The organism is Bacillus sp. GB_SG_008 (genome assembly GCF_052038115.1).
Classification (GTDB): domain Bacteria; phylum Bacillota; class Bacilli; order Bacillales; family Bacillaceae_G; genus Bacillus_A; species Bacillus_A rhizoplanae.
This window is the reverse complement of record NZ_JBPZSK010000002.1, coordinates 36,361-56,204: the sequence shown is the minus strand read 5'-3', so window position 1 is coordinate 56,204 and position 19,844 is coordinate 36,361. Positions and strand designations below refer to the sequence as shown.

Here is a 19,844-nt window from a genome sequence, read left to right as displayed (position 1 = left end):
GCTTTTTATTTCTTGTTCACCATTTCTTCTTTCTCATCACTTGTTACTTCTAACACATCTAATAAAAACATAAAGATCGGAATCCCTATAATTAATCCCCAAACTCCTAAGAAATGTTCAGAGAAAATTAAAATCATAAATGTATAAAAAATAGGTAGATTCGTTTTAACTGACATAAATTTTGGATTTAAGAAATAACTTTCAATCGCATGAATGACTGCCACAATAATTAAAATGTATAGTACATATACAGTGCCCCCAATATTGTAAGCAATTATACAAAGCGGAAACAGTGATATAATTACACCTGCAACAGGAATAAGACCCAATAAGAAAATCATTAAAGCTAACCCGAGCAACTGCGGAAAACCTAAAATCCAAAGGGCAATAACAGATAACACACAATTTATAACAGCAATAAAGAATTGGGCCTCAATTACTTTTCCAAACGAACGAGCGAATTTCTTTCCAAAATACTCAATCTCATTATAAAAAACAGCCAATTTACTTTCTTTGAACTTTACTGTAAATGCAACAATCCGAGATTTTTCTAACAAGAAAAATAAGCTTAAAATGAGTGAAAGTAAAATTTGCAAGCTTACTTTCCCAATATTCGCTAATGAACTATAAATGATGTCAACACCTTGATTCACATACTTCGATAACTCTATATGATCAATTGCAGAAACTAAATATTTAATTACCTCATTATCAGGTGGATTTCGTACAAATATATTGAACTGATACACGAGCTGTGTAATTTGTATCATTAGAATTGGTAAATACTTGTATAATGTAATAACAATCCCACTAACCAATGTTATATAGAGAAACGCAATAATTATTCTTCTATTAATCGGTAAAAAATGGTCCAGTTTACGAGAGATAAATTTTTGAAATCGGTCCATTAAATACGTAAGAATAAATGTAATTAAGATTAAGTTAAACATACTTTTCAACCCATATAATATGAGCACAAGTAACCCTAATATAACTAACCTCTGAAACCCTTTGCTTTGAAACAGGTTTTTCATTTGCATAATCGAAGCTTGATCTCTCCTGTCCTTATAATTCGTACTAATCTCATTTTACAATATAAATGGTACTTTCAGAACGTATTCTTGTAAACTGAATAAAAAGTTTTACTGGTAAATTTAAATTTTCTTTAAACAATATGTATCTACACCAATGTAACATAAAAAAAACAAGCTATTAATAGCTTGTTTTCTTTATAAAAGACAATGTTATTTATTATTTTTCCTCTTACGAAATGCTTTAATATCAACTATTAAGCTACTTTTTCAGGATGCCAAACACCTATATAATCGAAGCATTCATCAATCCTTGAGAGGATTAGCAACTAACTAATAACTCGTGTGTGCATCTATATTTTTTTGAGCAGCATTTACATTAGCTTTCAATTTAAATGTACAAACACAGAAATATATAATCGAAAGAATCGATACATATATCCATAGGTTATATACATAAGAGTTTTTCCATACACCTATCAAGGAGAGGAGCGCTGGGCACGTCAGTGTAACCCATGACTGTACAAAAGCTATTTTTCCAATATAATGATTGATATTCTTTTTCTGCACATTAGAGATAAAGAATAAGAACCATAGAAACGCCCACATTAACCAAGTTAACGCATTAACAATATCTTGAAAATGTATAATAGCCACAACCATGTAGAATAGTGCAATAATTGCTACCCAAAGAGAAAACCAGCCTAATCCATCACCTTTTAATCCTACGATGAAAGTAACTCCTACGTATAAATAAGTTAAACCAAATAAAAAAGTAGCCGCATATAAATACACTGTCCAATTGCTTTGATCGGACACTACAATTAAATAAAAAGGAATAATAATTTGCAGTACACCTACAAATAAATTAAAAACACCAATACTCTTTTCTTCCGCTTTTCCTAGCATTACAAGGCTATTTAAAAAGAGCACTGCACCGGAAAGCAATAATCCAACATCACCCATATATATTCTTGTGAAAAACAAAACTGTTTTTCACAACGATACCTCCTTACATCATACATTCATTTTTTAATAGTTTTAACAATAAAAAGCAGTCCCTCTTCTCCAATAACATGTAGCAGAGGAACTGCTTGTCTTTAGAAAAATTTGCAACAGATAATACATTTGAAGTGCATATAAATTTTGAATCAAGCGCTTTCAAAATGAAAAGTATACATTATGAAAACGATATCAATATAATAACAGCATTCGGGAGAAAAATAAATGATAAAAAAAATAGTATATAACCCACAAAATTCCTTTATTTATAAAATCATTACAATTAGATGGCACTTCTATCAGTGAGGGTATTACTCCTGGCTCTTTTTTAACGAAAAAACTCCTATCTTTTTTCCTTAGATAGGAGTTATCTATGCAATATTTGTGAGTTTATCCATCTATACGACACTCTATATACAAAAATTCATTAAGCTGTAAAGTTTCTTATCACAACTTAACTTTTATTTATATCCAAATACTAAATTACATAGAAGTAAACACATAAAAAGTGAGCAAGGCTACCTAGTAACACAAAAATATGAAAGATTTCATGATGGCCCATATATTTAAATTCCAACCATTTCGGTTTTGCACCATAAATAAATCCGCCAATCGTATAAAATACCCCTCCTAATATCAATAACACGAGGCCATTTGCACTGAGGTTTGCTGATAATGGAGCAAAAAAGAATATAATCAACCATCCCATTAAAAGATAAATAGATGTCGATAACCACCTAGGACAGCTAAACCAAAACATTTTAAAAATAATTCCGCACACAGCAGTTGCGTACACCAATACGAATAATAGCAAACCTTTGTCGCCTTGTAACGTAATTAAACAAAAAGGTGCATATGTACCTGCAATTAAAACAAAAATCATGGAATGATCCAGTTTTCTAAAAAAATAAATGACACGATCATTTGCAACAACCATGTGGTATACAGTGGATGCAGCGTAGAGAATCATCATCCCCACTCCAAACAAAATTACTGCTGAAATTGTAGTAACAGACGGCATGTTTATAGAAACTTTCACTAACATGGCAAGAAGTGCGACAAATGATAAAACTGCGCCTCCAAAATGCGTAAATGCATTAACCGGTTCTCTCACATAAGAATTCACATTAACGCCCCCCTATATAATCACATGTAGTTTTAATAACTATATGTGATTATATAGTAATTAATTCTAAAGGTCAACATTTACAAGAGATCTGTTTCATAATACTATAATTAAATATGCAGGAATAACCACAGAAAGTTATAATCACTAATAAAGTGAAACTTCCATCAGTGAGAGTTTTTTATCGCCCACTGATAATTAGTTGAACCAACCGAGCGCATGCCAGCAGCCATCCCTCACCTTGTTTTCTCATAACCTTGAGGTGGGCATATCGGCATAAAAATTTACATCATTCCTATAAAAGTGAGGATTTCATATGGAAAATATAAAAGATTTACTAGAAACATTACATTTAGAAAAAAAAATTACACTTGAAGATATCCCTAACGTAGATTTATATGTAGATCAGGTCGTTCAGCTATTTGAAAATAGCTACAACATGACAACTAGAAATGAAGATGAAAAAGTACTAACGAAAACCATGATTAACAACTATGCAAAAGGAAAACTGTTTTTTCCTATTAAAAATAAAAAATACTCTAAAGAGCATATAATCTTAATTAGTTTAATTTATCAGTTAAAAGGGGCACTTTCTATTAACGACATAAAAAGCTCATTAGTTGAAATGAATGAAAAATTAGTACACGAAGACGATTTTGAACTAGATGCTCTTTATAAAAATTACCTCCATCTAACAGAAACAAATATCAACACCTTTAAAAATGATGTAAACAATCGAGTAGACGCAGTGAAAGCAGAAGCAGCCATCTTCGAAGATGAAAATCTTGAGAAGTTCTTATTGCTTACATCTTTCGTAACCATGAGTAATATGTATCGACGTTTAGCAGAAAAAATAGTGGATGAAATGAAGAATTCCTAATTTGAACTGCACCCCAATTGTTAGACATATTCTAACAATTGGAGGTGTAGTTTTTTATGGCTAAATTTTCTTCAAAAGAAAAAATACGAGCAATGAGACGATATTTAGAGGGTATTGAAGGTGGGGTCTTCTTGCCAATTTTCCAATAAATTTATTATTATTTTAATAAATTCTCAACAGTAAAAAGTATTTCTTAATATCCTCTTAACAATTTAATGATTTAATAAAATTATTAAAATCTTAGGAGGAATCAAATCATTATGAAAAAAGCAGTCTCAGTTGGTCTTTCTATGGCTATAATGGCTTCCGCTGCAATTCCGACTTTTGCATCCGATTTTGATCACAGTTCTAAGTCTCAAAAACACAACCAAATAGAGCGCGTAGAATTTACTTCTATGAAAGCTCCAACTACTATTGAAAACATGGTCAAAACTTATTCAGAGGCTAAGGTGAAAATCACCTATAAAGACGGCAGTGTGAAAGAAACGCCTCTTGATTACAACTCTCTATTTTTATCCAAAGATAAAATTGTAAAAAATAAAGGTGAAATGATCCCAGCGGGCACCCCTATTGACGTGAAAGGGAATCCAATTGTCGATAAAAGTGTTCCGGACAAGCCTTCTTATTTTATATCTGATGCACCTGACTCCAATAGTTTTATTACGGTCGCTGGAAAATCTTATATTATCTCTCATTATGAATATGATTCAATAGATAATGCAGGAAAGTCAATTTCTGGTCTACCGGCATCTATGACTCTTACACAAGTTGATCAAAATAAAGAAAATGGCGAACTAACTGTTAATAACGCCAAAAAAATTGATTTTTCAAACGTAAATGGTCTTTGGAATCCATGTAATGGAACTACAACAGAGTGGAACACTCATCTTGGCTCAGAAGAATATGAACCAGATGCACGCTCATTCGAAGATCCTACATCCAGTTCGTATAAAGCTGTTACAAACTTTGCTAACTACTACTTTGGTGATAAATCTAAAGCAAACCCTTACTTTTATGGCTGGATTCCTGAAATCTCCGTTAATGCACAAGGAGAATCTTCCGTTGTCAAACATTATAGTACAGGAAGATTTTCTCATGAATTGATGCAAGTTTTACCTGATGATAAAACGGCAATATTTGGTGATGATGGCGGAAATACGATGATGTTTATGTATGTGGCAGATAAAAAGAAAGATTTTTCTGCAGGAACGCTATACGCAGCTAAATTTAAACAAACAAGTGCTGAAAATGGCGGTGCAGGAAACTTAGAATGGATTAAGCTGGGTCATTCAACTGATGAAGAAATAAAAGCTATTATTGATAAAGGTGTCAAGTTCAGTGATATTTTTGATACAGCAACTCAGCCTACCGCTGGCTATACGGCAGTCAAAACATCAGCAAATAAAAACATCGAGTACCTTAAAGTAAAACCTGGAATGGAAAAAGCAGCTGCATTCTTAGAATCTCGCAGATATGGCGCTATATTAGGTGCAACATCTGAATTTAATAAAATGGAAGGCCTCGCTGTTAATGAGAAAGATAAAAAAGCGTATATCGCTATGTCCTATCAAAATGGCAGTATGCAAAAACAAGAAGGCAGTATTCAAGACGATATTCAGCTACCCGCTATTAATTCTGGCGTAACCTGGCAGATAGACCTAAACAGCGAACAAAAAGATAACAGCGGCCGTCACATCGAAAGTGAATTCGTACCTGCTAGTATGAAAGGACTTATTGTTGGAGAAGATTTGAAAACTCCAGATGCCTACGGAAATACAGCTGCACCAGACAAAGTAGCAAATCCTGATAACCTAACCTTCTCAAACGATTTAAACACGTTATTCATTGGAGAAGACAGCTCTATGCACACAAATAACTTTGTATGGGCTTATAATGTTAAAACTAAGCAACTATCAAGAATTCTTTCAGTTCCTGCTGGCGCAGAAGCAACAGGATTAAGAGCAGTTGACGATGCTAACGGCTTCCGTTATATCTTAAGCAACTATCAGCATCCAGGTGAAGACCTTGAAGGCAAACAAATTACAGCCGTCGACAAAACTAAATTAGAAGAAGCGATGAAACAAGGCATAGGCATTCAGGAGACTGGAGGAGTTGGCTACATATCTGGACTACCTTTTGGAAATAAAAAATAATAACTCTGATAAAATGAAACTTCCATCAGTGGGGAGGCTTCATCCCCCGCTGATGGTTAGTTGAATCAATCGGGGTCTTACTGCCCGTTAATGCGAAATAAATAAAATATAACCTACAGCTCCTATGGCCTAGTTCACATATTTGTGAACTAGACCATAGGGGTTATTAGTTTTGATCTACCTCTTATCTTCTATAATTCATTCTCTTTAATAAATTAAATGCCCCATCCTCTGATTCTTCCAAATAACCATTTCATTTTTTGATAAAAACATAATCTCTAGTTTATTTATTGAATGAAAAACAGTTTTAATATCGCATATTTGTTTAATTCTACTGTCTTATGCTAATTGGATATAGTGTATACTTTCTGTTGATTACCGGGTCTTGTTCTTGCGTTTTTTGGATACTATTGGATCGTTGGTGCTACGACATTATTTGTCTTACCTTTAACCATATTAAAAAATTATTTTATGTATCGATATCAAAAACGAATTTTTAGAAATCTTGATTTAAAAATAAGAAAAAATAAATTGGGATTTCTAGCTTATGTTCTAATTTACCAGATGATAATAAGTCCGGTTTCAGTTTGGGATTATATTCAAGAAGGGTTAAACCTAAAAAGAGTTTGGAAATAGTTCCAAACTCTTTACTTTTTTAAATAAGATTAGTGCCATTGACGATACTAACCTTATCACTTTTATTGAATTCTATTCATCTATCAGCCAGCCTTAGTTGAACAAGGACTAAACAAATATGTATGTAAAAAATTAGCTAGAAGATAAGGCCAATGAAGGGTTTTTATAAAATTAATGAAATTACAAAACAATTTATTTCTCTTTAGTCATTAATCGTCCCAATGCAATAATAAAAGTGGGTAACAAAGTTATATAAAAAGGGCTGTATGATTATACCTCCCAAAAAAGCAAGCATACAATAGAACATCTATATTTGGGAGGTCAATTTAATATGGATTTAAATGAGAATAAACCTTACGTAGGTGTACATGTGAAAAGGCGTGTCATCGATAGAAAACTTAATAAACAGAAAAAGGGTAGACTTCAAAAGATGAACCAAATTGCAAATACAAATTTATATTTTTTTTCGGACAAAGATGTGAATTTTGAACAAAAGCTTATAAATGGGACTTTTTTTGATACAGAGGAAAAAAAATGGACTCAAGCTGACTTTCCATTTCCAGATGTTTACTATAACCGTAGGTCATCCAATTTAAATAAGGGAAATATTGTTGATAAAATTAGGAATACATTTGAAGAAATGGGCATTCCCAGCATAAATAGCCAACACTGTTTTGATAAATGGCATGTTGATCAGCAATTAAGACAATATGAAGAATTACGACCTCATTTACCAGAAACAAGATTCTGTAAAAACAAAAAAGATCTAAAGAAAATGTTCAAAAAAAGCTCTAGAGTTTTTCTTAAGGCCCTAAGTAAAAATAATGGAATCGGAATTATGTGCGTAACTATGAACTCGGAGGGCTATGAATACACTCGTTTTGGTAAATCCTCTTTAAAGACGGCCACTTTTAAAAATTTTAATGATCTATTTAAGGCAATTAAGTTATTTTATAATGGCAAGCCATTTATTATGCAAAAAGCCATTGACTTAATTCAATTAAATGATAGAACTGCGGACATAAGGTCTGAGATACAGCGTAATGGTCAGGGGCAATTAGAATGTGTTGCGCATACTATACGATTAGGTACAAAAAATTCACCTGTTACGAATACCCGTACACAATCGACGATTTATCCATTCGATGATTTTTTCAAAAATAAGATGGGTTATACAGATGATGAAACCACAAAATTGAAAAAACAGCTGGAGAAGCTTCTTCTCTATATTTACGAGAAAATTGAACTATCCTACGGTGCCTTTGGTGAAATCGGTATTGATTTTGGACTAGATAAAACAGGCCATTTATGGTTCATAGAATGTAACGTAAAAACCGGAAAAAATACATTACGGGCACATGATAAAAAAACGATTGATCGAGCATACCTCAATCCCCTGGAATATGCCAAATTTATTACTAGAGAGAAGCAACAAAAATAATTATGAATTCTAATCTAACTTTTATTTTTTATGTCAGCATGTAGATTGGGGCCAGATTTAAAAAACAATGGTCACTCTTTACCACCCCTATACCTTTCTTATTTATGGTGATTTAATATGATAATTATTTTTCTTAATCACTTGTTAATGCGAGAAAAGTTTCTACCTTAATAGAACGAAATGTGATATTCATGTATTTATTGGAATTCGTTTATACAATGCTTGGCAAATCTCTATATTTAAACTAAAGAAACAACGGATATTTGAGTTTTTATTTACCCGTTGTTTCTTATAATTTGCCGTTACTTATGATACGGTTCCCCCTAGTATGTCTAAATGAGGTTTTTATTTAGTATTTAAATTTCGTTGTTTGTAACAATGTTAAGAGGTTCTTTTTCAGATATATCCTTCCATTTATTCGTGGTGCAAATTCTCATGTAATCTCATGCCTTTGGCTGGCAGAACCACGAATTGGAAATAGTTATCGATAATTAAAAATAACGTCCACACTACAATTCTTCTATAAACATATTATTACCACTAGAATGATAATTAATTAAGTTTAACAAAGGAGAAAATAGAATTAAATGTCTAAAACTATAGGAATTCTTGGAGGAATGGGTCCAGCAGCAACATTGGACTTATTCCATAAAATTATTTTAAACACTCCTGTACAAACAGAACAAGAACATCATCGCATTATTATCTACAATAACCCTAAAATCCCTCCTCGAACGCAACATTCGTATCCATTACCCGAGCTAATCAAATCTGCAATATTATTGGAAAAAGCAGGTGCAGATTTCATTATTATGCCCTGTAACACAGCACATATATGGCTAGAACAAATAAAAGCAACCATTCAAATACCGTTCTATAGCATAATTGAAACCACTGTGGAATCAGTATTTTTAGAAGAAAAAGACTCTACCAATAAAAAAATCCTTTTACTCGCTACTGAAACAACCATAAATGATGGATTATATCAAAAAGCATTTCATAATACCCCTTATGAAATAATCACTCCTATTAAAGAAGAACAAAATATCATTGATAACACCATTAAAGATGTTAAATTAGGAAAAATTTCATCTAATCAATATTTAAAAGATCTTAACAGAATCTTAAATGTCTATAAAGAAATCGGAATTTCCGTGATTATAGGTGGTTGCACTGAAATACCATTATTGTTTCATTTATTCAAAACAGACATGAAGATGGTTGACCCAACTCTATTACTAGCAAAATTGGCTGTACAAAAAGCAACATAGTGCTATCGTTAAAACATATTAGATCGGACATAAATTTTAACAAAAACAACGTAGTTATAAGGCAATTTTTTTAAATTATGGTAATCTTTTTACACAAAAAGATCTCATATTAAATATGATAATTACAAAAGATTAGGGAGTTGCATAAGCTATGACAGAACACTTTATCTGTTCGGCCCTTATTGATAAGGAACTTGATCCACTTTATATTAATTTGAATGATGAAACATTAAAACGATTAAACATTGAGTCAAATTCCATCATACTAAATTTTGGCGAATTCAAAAAAGAACTTACGATTGAAATCGATAATAATCTAAAACTTAATCAAATTAAACTCTCATCCTATTTGAACGAAAACATATCTATACCCGAACTGCCATATGATTCCTTTTTTAATAAAAATCATTTATTCTTAGGTCCAGTTATTGGCTTTCTATTAACACCTGGGTACTACAATAATATGCAAGAGATCGTCAAGTTACGTTTTTCAAATTATGACAAGATTAAGGGGTTAATATATATTTTTAATAGGAAAACAATTAATCAATCTAATAAAACGATTTCCGGCTATTATTACGAACCAACTACAAATAAATTCATGAAAGGCACCTTTCCTTATCCTTGTGCAATCTACAATCGTTCTAATATGAAGCCAAACATTTATAGACACTTTAAAAAACATATAGGTAAAAATATATTTAACTATCCATATCGAAATGGCAATAAATATTCTTTTTGGCACAAAATATCCAAAATACCTTATATAGGAGAGCATTTACCTATTACAAGAAAGTATAACGGGGTAGAAAGTTTGGTTCAAATGCTTACAAAATATGAATCCGTCTTTTTGAAACCTACCTCATTAAGTAGAGGTAGGGGAATTTTTCATATAAAAAAAGCGGATAGAGGGTATATATTATCATATAACACTGGAAATAAGGTTCTTATTGAATCAATAGAGACTTTAGAAGAGAAATTAAATTCAAGCATAAAGAAAAATAGAAAATATATTATTCAACAGGAAATTCCTTCTAACCACTCTGGGAAAAAAATCGACTTCCGACTATACCTCCAAAAAGATGAAACTAAAAACTGGAAATATTCAGGCTTGGAAACGAGAGTAGCAAAGGTTGGAAGTGTAATAACAAATTCAAGTCACAGAGAGAAAGTTATACCAGGAGAAGTAGCTCTTAAGGAACTCTATCATTTGAGTGAAGATCAAATTAAACAAAAAATAGTTGAAATTACCCAATTATGCATTAATATTTTAAACGTTATGGAGAATGCTGAAGAAGCACACTTCGGTGATGTTGCTATTGATCTCATATTAGATAAAAAGTGCAAGATTTGGTTGTTGGAAGTGCAACGAAATTATGCTGCAGAAAAGAAAGCAAATTGGACAAAAAGTGACAGAAGAATCCTACCCTATATACTTCCAACCCCATTTGAATATGCCAAGTCCCTAGCAGGGTTTTAAATTCAATCAATACATTAGAGCTGGATTGAAACAAATGAATGAAGAAACTCGCTCAAAAATAATGGCTGAAACTGAAATATTGGGCTTTGTTATAAATTATGCCACTGAGAAAAAAGCAAATTGGACAAAAAGTGACAGAAGAATCCTACCAGATATTCCCCCACCACTCTTTGAATACAAAAGGTTTAGCAAGGTTTTAAAACAAAATTTTTTTGCATTACGATAAGTAAAATAAGAAATCTTTTCTCATCAGTTTATTACAGAGACAGTCTCTTTCAACTCTTTCGTACACATAAAACCTCATTTACTTATGGTAGGGCTCCCCACGATTAATCCGAAATGCACGATACACTTGCTCTAAAAGCACTAGTCTCATCAATTGATGTGGTAATGTCATCTTTGAGAATGAAAGAGATTCATTAACCCGATTCACTTGCATCTTGTAAATTTTCAAATTTTGAATCGTGCTGTATTTACTGGCGATCCAAATGGTTCTAACCTCAAAGTCGGGCCGCCAATGCCACCCGATCCAGGCGAGAAAGGGTGGAAGGATACTGTTCGTGCCAATCCCGGAGAAGTTATCCGGATTATTGTACGTTTTGGGCCATTTACAGGAATCTACCCGTGGCACTGCCACATTCTTGAACATGAAGATCACGATATGATGGGACCATATGAGGTTCTAGCTAATCCTACCTTTAACCCATGTGAACGAAATTCAGAACAATGCAGCGATAACTCCTTTGCTCAATGTTTTGACTGCCATAAATATCGTAAAAATAAATAAAGTAAGCAAAATCAACACAACGACCATTGAATTTAATATTCAAATTTAATGGTCAACTTTTCAACAATCATCTTAACAGGTTCAATTTTTTGTCCCTTTCAAATCTCAAAACAAAAAAGAAGAACTTTTTCGATTGATTTTAAAATGAAAGCTATTGAAATGTACTTACATAGAGGAATGGGTAGTAAATTAATTGGAAGAGAATTAGGAGTTACGTATTCAGTTATAGACAGGTGGATTAAAAACTATAATAGCAAGGGTATTCTTGGCCTACAAGAAAAACGAGGAAGATCTGGACAAACAAATCAAAATTCAATAAAAACAAGTCAAGATGACAGAATAGAACAATTAGAAGCAGAAAATGCATACTTAAAAAAGCTCTTGGCTGCGAAAAAGGAGATGGGGTATTACAATAACAAACGATTCCAAAAAATTAAACAACCTTAGTCCTGCTGAATTTAGAACTAAGGCTGCTTAATGAAAAGACACCTAATCTTTTACTGTCTACTTGACAGGGGTAAGACCACAATACCGAAGCCATCTATTAGTAACATCATTCCATCTGGTTTTTTTAGAACATTCGTTTTATAGGTAAATCTATTGTTCAATGTGGAGATCCTTATCAAATATTTAATCTTTCTGCTTATAGAGTAAATATTTAACTCGGGATCCTTCCACAAATTGCTCTTGCTCGGCAACCAAATGGTAATTTTGATTCAAGTAAGGAACTTTTACCTGATTCGGCTTTGTCGCTGGATCAACCCTTAACACAACAAATTGAACCTTTTTCTCTCTTATATAGCGATTTTGCTCATCCATATTTTCAGGATATTCCTCATAATTAATGTTTTGTCTTTCAAAATAGCGGACATTCGGTACAATATCTGCCGCTAAGTAAAATCCCCCATCTAAAAAACCATAGTTTAATAATGTTGGATTCGGTTCTTCATGCATGATTTTTGCAAATTTTTCTTGTGCAAGTGGCTCCTTCTGATATAGCTTGGAAGATTTCATATTTGAATTATAACCAAAGCAAAGAAAAATTGTTGTTATTGCCATCATTGGCAGGGCAAACCATTTACTTTTATCCAACTTAATCTGCGATTGTATGTTAGAATTTTGAATAAAATTACCGATTGCTATTAATCCAAATAATCCTAGCGGAGTTATAAGAAGAAAATAGTATGGATAGCCTCTTCCTCCAATATATATCCCTACTATTAAGAAAATGACAGTACTTAAAAGCAACCATTTTTGGCTCTTGTCTTTAAAATATTTCCATGTAAACATAAAATCAACCAAACCAATAAGAATCATCACTTTACTTTCAAAATTGCCATTAAATGCATCCCCAAAAGTAAACGCAAAATTGATGAGTTTTTCAGTTGTACCAACTTGTGATGAATAAGTACCAAGATTAAATTTTAAATACACATCGATTAAATCTTGAATTGCATGATTCATACCAAAATAGATCAACCATGGAATACTTGCAAGAACTAACCCCACAAACGTGTAAACAATAGCATTCGTTAAATCTTTCCATCTTTTACCATAAATACAAATGATCAAAATTGCGAGGTAGAATCCAATCCAAGCTCCGACAAGAGTAAATTTAATCCAAAATACACAGCCGATCATAATCCCATTTAAAAGAAAAATTGACCGTTTAAAAAGAGAATCAGAGCCATACTTATAATATTTAAATATTATATATAGAAGAGCCATTATGAAAGGAATCGAAAACTCTTCAGCGCTATCCCCAAAACGGAAGGCATTTTGATTTAATATTAATATCGGGAAAAAAATAGCTATAGTAGCGGAAGGCATCCAATTCAAATAAAGACGTGAAATCTTAAATGCTAAAACCATATTGGCAAACATCGCAAGACTTTCCAATATGTATACACCAAAAAACGTTGTATGTGAAACAAAATAAGCTAGTGCATGTAAGCCATATAACAAAGGCCCCTTTTGTTCAAAAAGATCTTGATAGGGTACTAGTCCATTAGCCATACCTTTTCCAACTGTAAAAAAGGCATTCGAATCTACCCACTCGCTTAATACAAAAAATGGAGAAGTTTCTGTAAAAAACAACATAATAATAAAGGAATAAAAAAACAAGAAAATATTTAGTTGTTCAAATGATCTTTTATTTGTCCTGAGCTCATTAAACCTAGCTGAATTTTTCATTTCTTTTAAGTCTTCCTCTCATTCATTTAATTCAAGCCGGGAACATTTCATGATTAGCTCATACATCCGCTTTAAATGCTCCGTCAAATTTAACGTATTCCAAAGTTCATCCCCATCTTCATACGCTTGACGGGCAATCGCCCAGCGGTAAGATGGGGATGAATTTCGTTTAGGCAAAGCCTAAAATAACCTTTAGAAAATACTCGTAAGTTTCGTCCGTCCCATAGGATGTAGTTTCTCTTCATCCATAATTCAATGTGCCTGCACCTTCTTATACAAGAAGATTTGCGGACGTCCATAAAGGAATAAGGCTAGACAATCAAGCTTTTTACAAGTTTCTATTTTTTTATTATCTTTTTACCAAGTCTGATAAGTATTCTTTTTGCTTCTCAAGAACGCTATTTCTTTCAATTGTATATCTCGGGCGTCCTTTTGTTTCTTTGAAAATTTTCCCTATATATTCACCAATAATTCCAATTGCTAATAATTGCACGCCTCCGACAATCCAAATGGATAACATCAATGAAGTCCAACCACTAATTGTATATGAAAACACTTTTGCAAATACTGTATAAAAAGCAATTCCAATTCCGATCAACACCATCAAAAACCCTAAATATGAAACAAATCGTATTGGTGCCACGCTAAACGAAGTAAGTCCATCGAAAGCAAATGCAATCATTTTCTTTAACGGATACTTAGATTCGCCAGCAAATCTTTCTTTACGATCATAATAAACTTTAGTAGATTTAAAACCTAAAAGAGGAACGATTCCACGAATAAATAAATTTTCTTCTTGGTATTTTATAAATTCATCTAATGCCCTTTTGCTCATTAAACGATAATCTGCATGATTGGGTACTAACTTAACACCCATTTTTCCCATTAGTCTGTAAAACCACAAAGCGGTATTTCTTTTAAATTTAGTATCCGTATCCCTTTTATCACGAACTCCGTATACGATTTCATAACCTTCTTGATACTTATCAATAAATTGATAGATAACATTAACATCATCTTGAAGGTCAGCATCTATTGAAATCACACAATCTGAAAATTCTCTTGCTGATTCTAAACCAGCGATTAATGCTCCTTGGTGACCAAAATTTCTACTTAATTTTAATCCTTGAACATATGGATTTACTGTTATTTTCTCTTCAATTATGCCCCAAGTATTATCTGCACTCCCATCATCTACATAAAAAATGATGCTTTCATGACTTATTTTTTTATTTGCAACTAAATCATCCATAATCCTTGTCAGTTCTTTTGTTGTTTCCTCTAACATCGCTTCCTCATTGTAACAAGGAACAACAATCGACAGCAGGGGTAAATTATTCGTCATGTTTTCACTCCTTCATTTTCAAAAAATCCCATTCTAACACATGAACCTTTTATCTTTATTAACGCACAAGCTATTTTAACATATTTAACCATAAAATGTAATATAAACCACTATCTAACTAACAATCTATTATTCGGTATTTTTTAGCTTCTATATCACTACCAATTAAAAAAAACCGATATAAAAACCCCTTTCTTTTTAAGGAGGGGGACTAGGGCATCTGGCCATTCATAGAAGCCGTCAGGGCCTTTTCCTGCCACATGCGAAGTGAAAACAGAAAGAGAAAACGAGTGTAGATCATGTTGCATTTTGCATAGCGGCGACTTAGATGTCGAAAAATTAAAATCAATTTATATATTCAAGCATAAAAAATACCACAGTCCACCCTTAAAGAATTTCCTTCTAGCTGTTCTGTAAGAATAGATTCAACTAATACGCCAATCTAGCCGCTTACCAGTACACCAATAATAAAATAATCAAATGAAGCATTGCTTTTTTCTTTTCCCGTCAAACATTTTTAACCTCTCATTTAATTTTTTTCGATGTCAAATCTCCATTGAACACTCTTTTTTATGTCCTTCACCATATTATCTCCATTAAAATTTAGATTTGCTTGACTGTTTTCCTAATATCAATTCACCGCCTATTATTTTCGAGAGTCTATTATTGCCTATATTTATTCATACTGCCTTCAATGTTATTAATTATTCATAGATTTTCATATTACTTGTATAAATAGAATATATATAACGTTGAATATATTCTTGTCCTTCTTCGGGTTGACTAGAATATAAACAATAAACAGTTAAGGGGGGGAAATAGATGTTATATACCGACGAGTTTATGGAGAGTTTACGGATGGAAGGTGACCCTATTCCGGATGGAATTATTAAAGAGTTGTTCAAAAATAGTCAGGTTGGTGCAGTAAACTCTTTGTTGAAAGAATTAATTAACAATGACCAGTCTTATCCAGAAGAGCTTCCTGATAACATCGAAAGTTGGCTGAGAGATACGGCTTATTGTCCAGAAGGGGTTGACTGGGCCCGAATGAGAAACGCAACTGACTTATTTCGGGAACATGGTATTGCTATCACTTTACTATTAGCAACAGGCTCACTTGTGTATTGTTATGCAGCAAGTAAAGGTGTTAAGGTCCTTACATTCAGTTATCGTTTAGGTCAAAATGCCTACCGCAGGATAGCTGAAACAGGACAATTCATGCTTCATGTCATGGCACCAGGTGGTCTTGAATCCGAAGGACAAGGAATCAAAGCGATCCAAAAAGTCCGTTTAATGCATTCGGCTATTCGTCACTTGGTCCAACAAACCGGTAGATGGGACGAAAAAGAAAATGGTATCCCCATTTGTCAGGAGGATCTGTTGGGTACTCTATTAACCTTCTCTAGTGTTATCATTGATGGCCTTCGTCGTTTAGGTATGAATATAACAGAAAAACAGGCCGAAGATTATCTGTATTTTTGGAAAATCGTAGGATCCATGTTAGGAATTCGGGAGGACATTATCCCAGAGACCATGGAACAATCAATAATGTTAACAGAAACTATTGGAAGAAGGCATCATGGTCCGTCCCCCGAAGGAATTCAGATGACTCAGGCTCTTCTTGAATATCATGCAGATCTAATTCCGGGCCAGATGTTTGATAACATTATTCCTGCTCTAATTCGAGAAATTGTAGGGGACGAAATTGCCGATTGGATGGAAGTGCCCCGCTCCAATTGGCAAAAGTTAATGAAACTCAAAGAACTAATGGGTTTTCTTGATTCTGATTATTCAGGTGTTTTTGGAAGTATGGCTAATCAGCTCGGGCTGGCACTACTCCGGCGTCAGTCACTTTCTATGACCGATTATGAATATACCCCATTTCTCATACCAACAGAACTACGAAAGGTATGGGGAATAGATGGAGATGCAAAAAAAGGGGGTAAAAATGAATAAACCATGCGTATCCTTATACTTGGCGGATGATATGTGGCAGGCTGTATCCATTGGTATTCGTACCGCTGTTGGAGATGCCGATTACTTGAATAATTTGACTCCTGATTTGATATAGAGATTATGTGTAATATTCCATAATCCCCTTCCCATATGTATAAAAGTAGAACAACACCGCCTAATCATAAAGGAAAATGATGTACGACATTATTTAACATTTACATGGCACAAAAAAGACCAACTCCCAATTGTAAGAGCTAGTCATAATTTTGGTTAATTTATTAATCTTCGGCCTTCTTTTAAGAAGGCTGCTTTCGCAGATTGTTGCTTTTTGAATATACATTTATTCCCTTATTAAATATTGGTTTCGTGCTCTTTTCCCTAGTAAGTAGATTTCATACTTATAGAAAATAAGAGGCTAAAATCGTAAAAATCCAAGTACCGATTTTTACTTTTATAGCTCATAGCAACAAAGTTTACGAAAAGAGCCTTTAAGAAATAACCTCAGTTACTTATGGTACGGTTCATTACGATTAATTCGAAACGCTCTATACACCTGCTCTAACAGTACCAATCGCATCAACTGATGGGGCAGCGTCATTTTTGAAAAAGACAATGACTCATTGGAGCGCTTCATCACTTCTTGACTTAACCCAAGCGATCCTCCAATAACAAATGCCACTTTACTCTTCCCATATGTAGCAAGGCGATCTAAGTTGGCAGCAAACTCTTCTGATGATTTTTGTTTCCCTTCAATTGCTAATGCAATTACATGCGTATCATCAGAAATTCTATCTAAGATACGAATTCCTTCTTTTTCTTTTACCATTTGCATTTCTGCTTCACTTAAATTTTCCGGTGCTTTTTCATCTGCTAACTCAACAACCTCCACTTTTGCATAGGCGGATAATCGTTTTAAATACTCTTCAATGCCTTGTTTTAAATATTTTTCTTTTAATTTTCCGATTGAGATAATTAAGATATTCACATATATTCCCCACCTTACAAACACGTTATCCACAAAAGTTATCCACATATCCACATTCATCATCCACATATTGTGTGGGAATCTGTGTTCGATACAACATATGTCGCCTTATTTTGACAAAATTCACACGTTTTTTGCTCATTATCTTTATTATCCACAGTGTGGATAAACGGCGGCACTTCACATTCATCCACAATAATATCTAACGCTAGTTCCACATGTTCTAAACAACAAGGTAATTTCATAATTTCACCTCACTTATCCACAACAGAAAACAGGAGGGGCTGCCTCCTGTTTTAATACTGCTGACTGCCTAATTTTACAGTTGTTGTATCTTTTTTTGCACCACGATAAAATGTCATTGTCATTTTATCATCAATTTTCTTATTATATAAGATTTTTCGGAATGCAATAATATCTTGAACTGGTTTTCCATCCACTGCTACAATTACATCATATTCGCGTAAACCTGCATCTGCACCAGGAGATGGGCTTTTCACATCTAAAACACATACACCTTCTGTTACATTAGCTGGAAGATGTAATGTTTGACTCCAATAATAATTTGGAATTTCATTTAAAGACCTTAATTCAACTCCAACGTAAGGTCTTCTTACTTTCCCATACTTTTCAATCTCATTCATAACTGGAACAGCTCTTGCGATAGGAATTGCAAGTCCAATTCCCTCTACCTCTTTTGCAGCAATTTTCATGGAGTTAATTCCAACAAGCTGCCCTGCTTCATTTACAAGAGCCCCGCCACTATTACCAGGATTAATAGCTGCATCCGTTTGCAATACTTCTACTTGCCAATCATAATGTCCATCTTGATCTAAATCAACCGGTACAATGCGTTCATTTGCTGAAATAATCCCTTGTGTTACAGAACCTGAGAATTCTAAACCAAGAGGGTTCCCAATTGCAAGCGCAGCTTCACCACGTTTTACTTTTGTAGAATCACCAAGTTCAATAACCTTCTTCGCATATTTTTCATCAATTTGTAAGACAGCTAAATCTGTCACAACATCAGTTCCTAAAATCTTTCCAGGAACTTTTTTTCCATCACTCAAACTTACTTCAATACGATTTGCTCCTGCTACAACATGATTATTTGTTACAATATATGCGTTTCCTTTTTCCTTCTTGTAAATTACACCAGATCCTGTTCCTGCTTCTGAATCTGCTTCTGAAAAATTATCACGCTGAATATTAATAACACCAACAACCGCTTCTGAAGCACGGTCAACAGCTTGAACAAAGCCAGAATGATCTCCTGTATTCGTAACTTGAGGAGTAGACTGCGCTATATACTGTTTCTCTTCACTTGCTTCTGTTTCTCTTATTGTAGTCCAACCTAATTTTGAAAACGTTGGAATAGCAAAAGCAAATAATGTAGCACCAATGACGGTTCCCGCTACAACAGAAACGAAAATATGTTTATGCTTTTGCTTTCTTTTTCGTTTCATCTGTAAATCTTCTTCATCAATAAAGGACATTTATGCTCACCTAGCCTTCCGAAAGCATTTATATTCTCCTTTATTGTTTACCAAAATGAAGA

The 19,844-nt window shown here is 33.4% G+C and carries 18 protein-coding genes and 2 pseudogenes; 10 read left to right on the top strand and 10 right to left on the bottom strand.

Translation table 11 applies throughout. The features are described from left to right. Nucleotides 1–5: 5 nt before the first annotated feature. The 3 genes from ACTDJC_RS05315 to trhA form a co-directional block, all read right to left on the bottom strand. The gene (locus tag ACTDJC_RS05315; RefSeq protein ID WP_098310116.1) at nt 6–1,040 is read right to left on the bottom strand and encodes an AI-2E family transporter; all 1,035 of its coding nucleotides are present in this window, start codon (nt 1,038–1,040) and stop codon (nt 6–8) included. Nucleotides 1,041–1,364: 324 nt separating this feature from the next. Continuing rightward, a complete protein-coding gene (locus ACTDJC_RS05310) occupies nt 1,365–1,997 on the bottom strand; it encodes an AmiS/UreI family transporter (protein ID WP_098310166.1) in 633 nt (210 codons plus the stop codon). 514 nt (nt 1,998–2,511) lie between these two features. Beyond that, nucleotides 2,512–3,159, bottom strand: a complete 648-nt coding sequence (gene trhA, locus ACTDJC_RS05305; protein ID WP_440602800.1) for a PAQR family membrane homeostasis protein TrhA — start codon at nt 3,157–3,159, stop codon at nt 2,512–2,514. 316 nt (nt 3,160–3,475) lie between these two features. On the opposite strand from trhA, the gene ACTDJC_RS05300 reads away from it, so the two are divergent. From ACTDJC_RS05300 to ACTDJC_RS05275, 6 genes are all read left to right on the top strand, one after another. Then, nucleotides 3,476–4,039, top strand: coding sequence for a DUF1836 domain-containing protein (locus ACTDJC_RS05300; RefSeq protein WP_440602799.1), 564 nt, complete (start codon nt 3,476–3,478; stop codon nt 4,037–4,039). Between the two features lie 260 nt (nt 4,040–4,299). Beyond that, nucleotides 4,300–6,192, top strand: coding sequence for a PhoX family protein (locus ACTDJC_RS05295; protein ID WP_098310119.1), 1,893 nt, complete (start codon nt 4,300–4,302; stop codon nt 6,190–6,192). 967 nt (nt 6,193–7,159) lie between these two features. After that, nucleotides 7,160–8,269: a YheC/YheD family endospore coat-associated protein gene (locus tag ACTDJC_RS05290; protein WP_440602798.1), complete on the top strand. Its 1,110-nt coding sequence runs from the start codon at nt 7,160–7,162 to the stop codon at nt 8,267–8,269. Between the two features lie 587 nt (nt 8,270–8,856). Then, entirely contained in the window at nt 8,857–9,540 is a 684-nt protein-coding gene (locus ACTDJC_RS05285; protein ID WP_440602797.1) for an aspartate/glutamate racemase family protein, read from the top strand. A gap of 151 nt (nt 9,541–9,691) precedes the next feature. After that, nucleotides 9,692–11,020 (top strand): YheC/YheD family endospore coat-associated protein, encoded by a 1,329-nt coding sequence (locus tag ACTDJC_RS05280; RefSeq protein WP_440602796.1) that lies wholly within the window; start codon nt 9,692–9,694, stop codon nt 11,018–11,020. A gap of 34 nt (nt 11,021–11,054) precedes the next feature. Beyond that, on the top strand, nt 11,055–11,246 hold the full coding sequence (locus ACTDJC_RS05275; protein ID WP_098310123.1) for a hypothetical protein: 192 nt from the start codon (nt 11,055–11,057) through the stop codon (nt 11,244–11,246). Between the two features lie 78 nt (nt 11,247–11,324). Here the strand turns inward: ACTDJC_RS05275 and ACTDJC_RS05270 are convergent. Further along, nucleotides 11,325–11,441, bottom strand: a pseudogene (locus ACTDJC_RS05270) (23S rRNA (pseudouridine(1915)-N(3))-methyltransferase RlmH); the annotation flags it as partial. On the opposite strand from ACTDJC_RS05270, the pseudogene ACTDJC_RS05265 reads away from it, so the two are divergent. Next, nucleotides 11,442–11,807, top strand: a pseudogene (locus ACTDJC_RS05265) (multicopper oxidase domain-containing protein); the annotation flags it as partial. Nucleotides 11,808–11,951: 144 nt separating this feature from the next. Further along, entirely contained in the window at nt 11,952–12,254 is a 303-nt protein-coding gene (locus ACTDJC_RS05260; protein ID WP_440602795.1) for a helix-turn-helix domain-containing protein, read from the top strand. A 183-nt stretch (nt 12,255–12,437) separates the two neighbouring features. Here ACTDJC_RS05260 and ACTDJC_RS05255 read toward each other — a convergent pair whose 3' ends face one another. The 3 genes from ACTDJC_RS05255 to ACTDJC_RS05245 form a co-directional block, all read right to left on the bottom strand. After that, nucleotides 12,438–14,000, bottom strand: a complete 1,563-nt coding sequence (locus ACTDJC_RS05255) for a hypothetical protein (protein WP_440602794.1) — start codon at nt 13,998–14,000, stop codon at nt 12,438–12,440. Between the two features lie 18 nt (nt 14,001–14,018). Further along, complete coding sequence (locus tag ACTDJC_RS05250; protein WP_253631038.1) at nt 14,019–14,177, bottom strand: hypothetical protein; 159 nt, start codon at nt 14,175–14,177, stop codon at nt 14,019–14,021. Between the two features lie 172 nt (nt 14,178–14,349). Further along, nucleotides 14,350–15,345 (bottom strand): glycosyltransferase family 2 protein, encoded by a 996-nt coding sequence (locus tag ACTDJC_RS05245; protein ID WP_098310126.1) that lies wholly within the window; start codon nt 15,343–15,345, stop codon nt 14,350–14,352. A gap of 822 nt (nt 15,346–16,167) precedes the next feature. Here ACTDJC_RS05245 and ACTDJC_RS05240 point away from each other — a divergent pair. Together ACTDJC_RS05240 and ACTDJC_RS05235 are read left to right on the top strand one after the other, a co-directional pair. Continuing rightward, nucleotides 16,168–17,301, top strand: coding sequence for an oxygenase MpaB family protein (locus tag ACTDJC_RS05240; protein ID WP_440602793.1), 1,134 nt, complete (start codon nt 16,168–16,170; stop codon nt 17,299–17,301). Then, nucleotides 17,294–17,416 carry a hypothetical protein gene (locus ACTDJC_RS05235; protein WP_440602792.1) on the top strand — a complete coding sequence of 41 codons (123 nt, stop codon included), beginning with the start codon at nt 17,294–17,296 and terminating at the stop codon, nt 17,414–17,416. The genes ACTDJC_RS05240 and ACTDJC_RS05235 overlap by 8 nt, the downstream gene beginning before the upstream one ends. A 390-nt stretch (nt 17,417–17,806) precedes the next feature. Here ACTDJC_RS05235 and rlmH read toward each other — a convergent pair whose 3' ends face one another. From rlmH to ACTDJC_RS05220, 3 genes are read right to left on the bottom strand one after another with little or no spacing between them, the layout of a single operon-like run. Next, complete coding sequence (gene rlmH, locus ACTDJC_RS05230; protein ID WP_440602791.1) at nt 17,807–18,286, bottom strand: 23S rRNA (pseudouridine(1915)-N(3))-methyltransferase RlmH; 480 nt, start codon at nt 18,284–18,286, stop codon at nt 17,807–17,809. 59 nt (nt 18,287–18,345) lie between these two features. Continuing rightward, a complete protein-coding gene (locus ACTDJC_RS05225; protein WP_098310129.1) occupies nt 18,346–18,531 on the bottom strand; it encodes a CxxH/CxxC protein in 186 nt (61 codons plus the stop codon). A 51-nt stretch (nt 18,532–18,582) separates the two neighbouring features. Beyond that, nucleotides 18,583–19,782: a S1C family serine protease gene (locus ACTDJC_RS05220; protein WP_440602790.1), complete on the bottom strand. Its 1,200-nt coding sequence runs from the start codon at nt 19,780–19,782 to the stop codon at nt 18,583–18,585. Nucleotides 19,783–19,844: the final 62 nt, after the last annotated feature.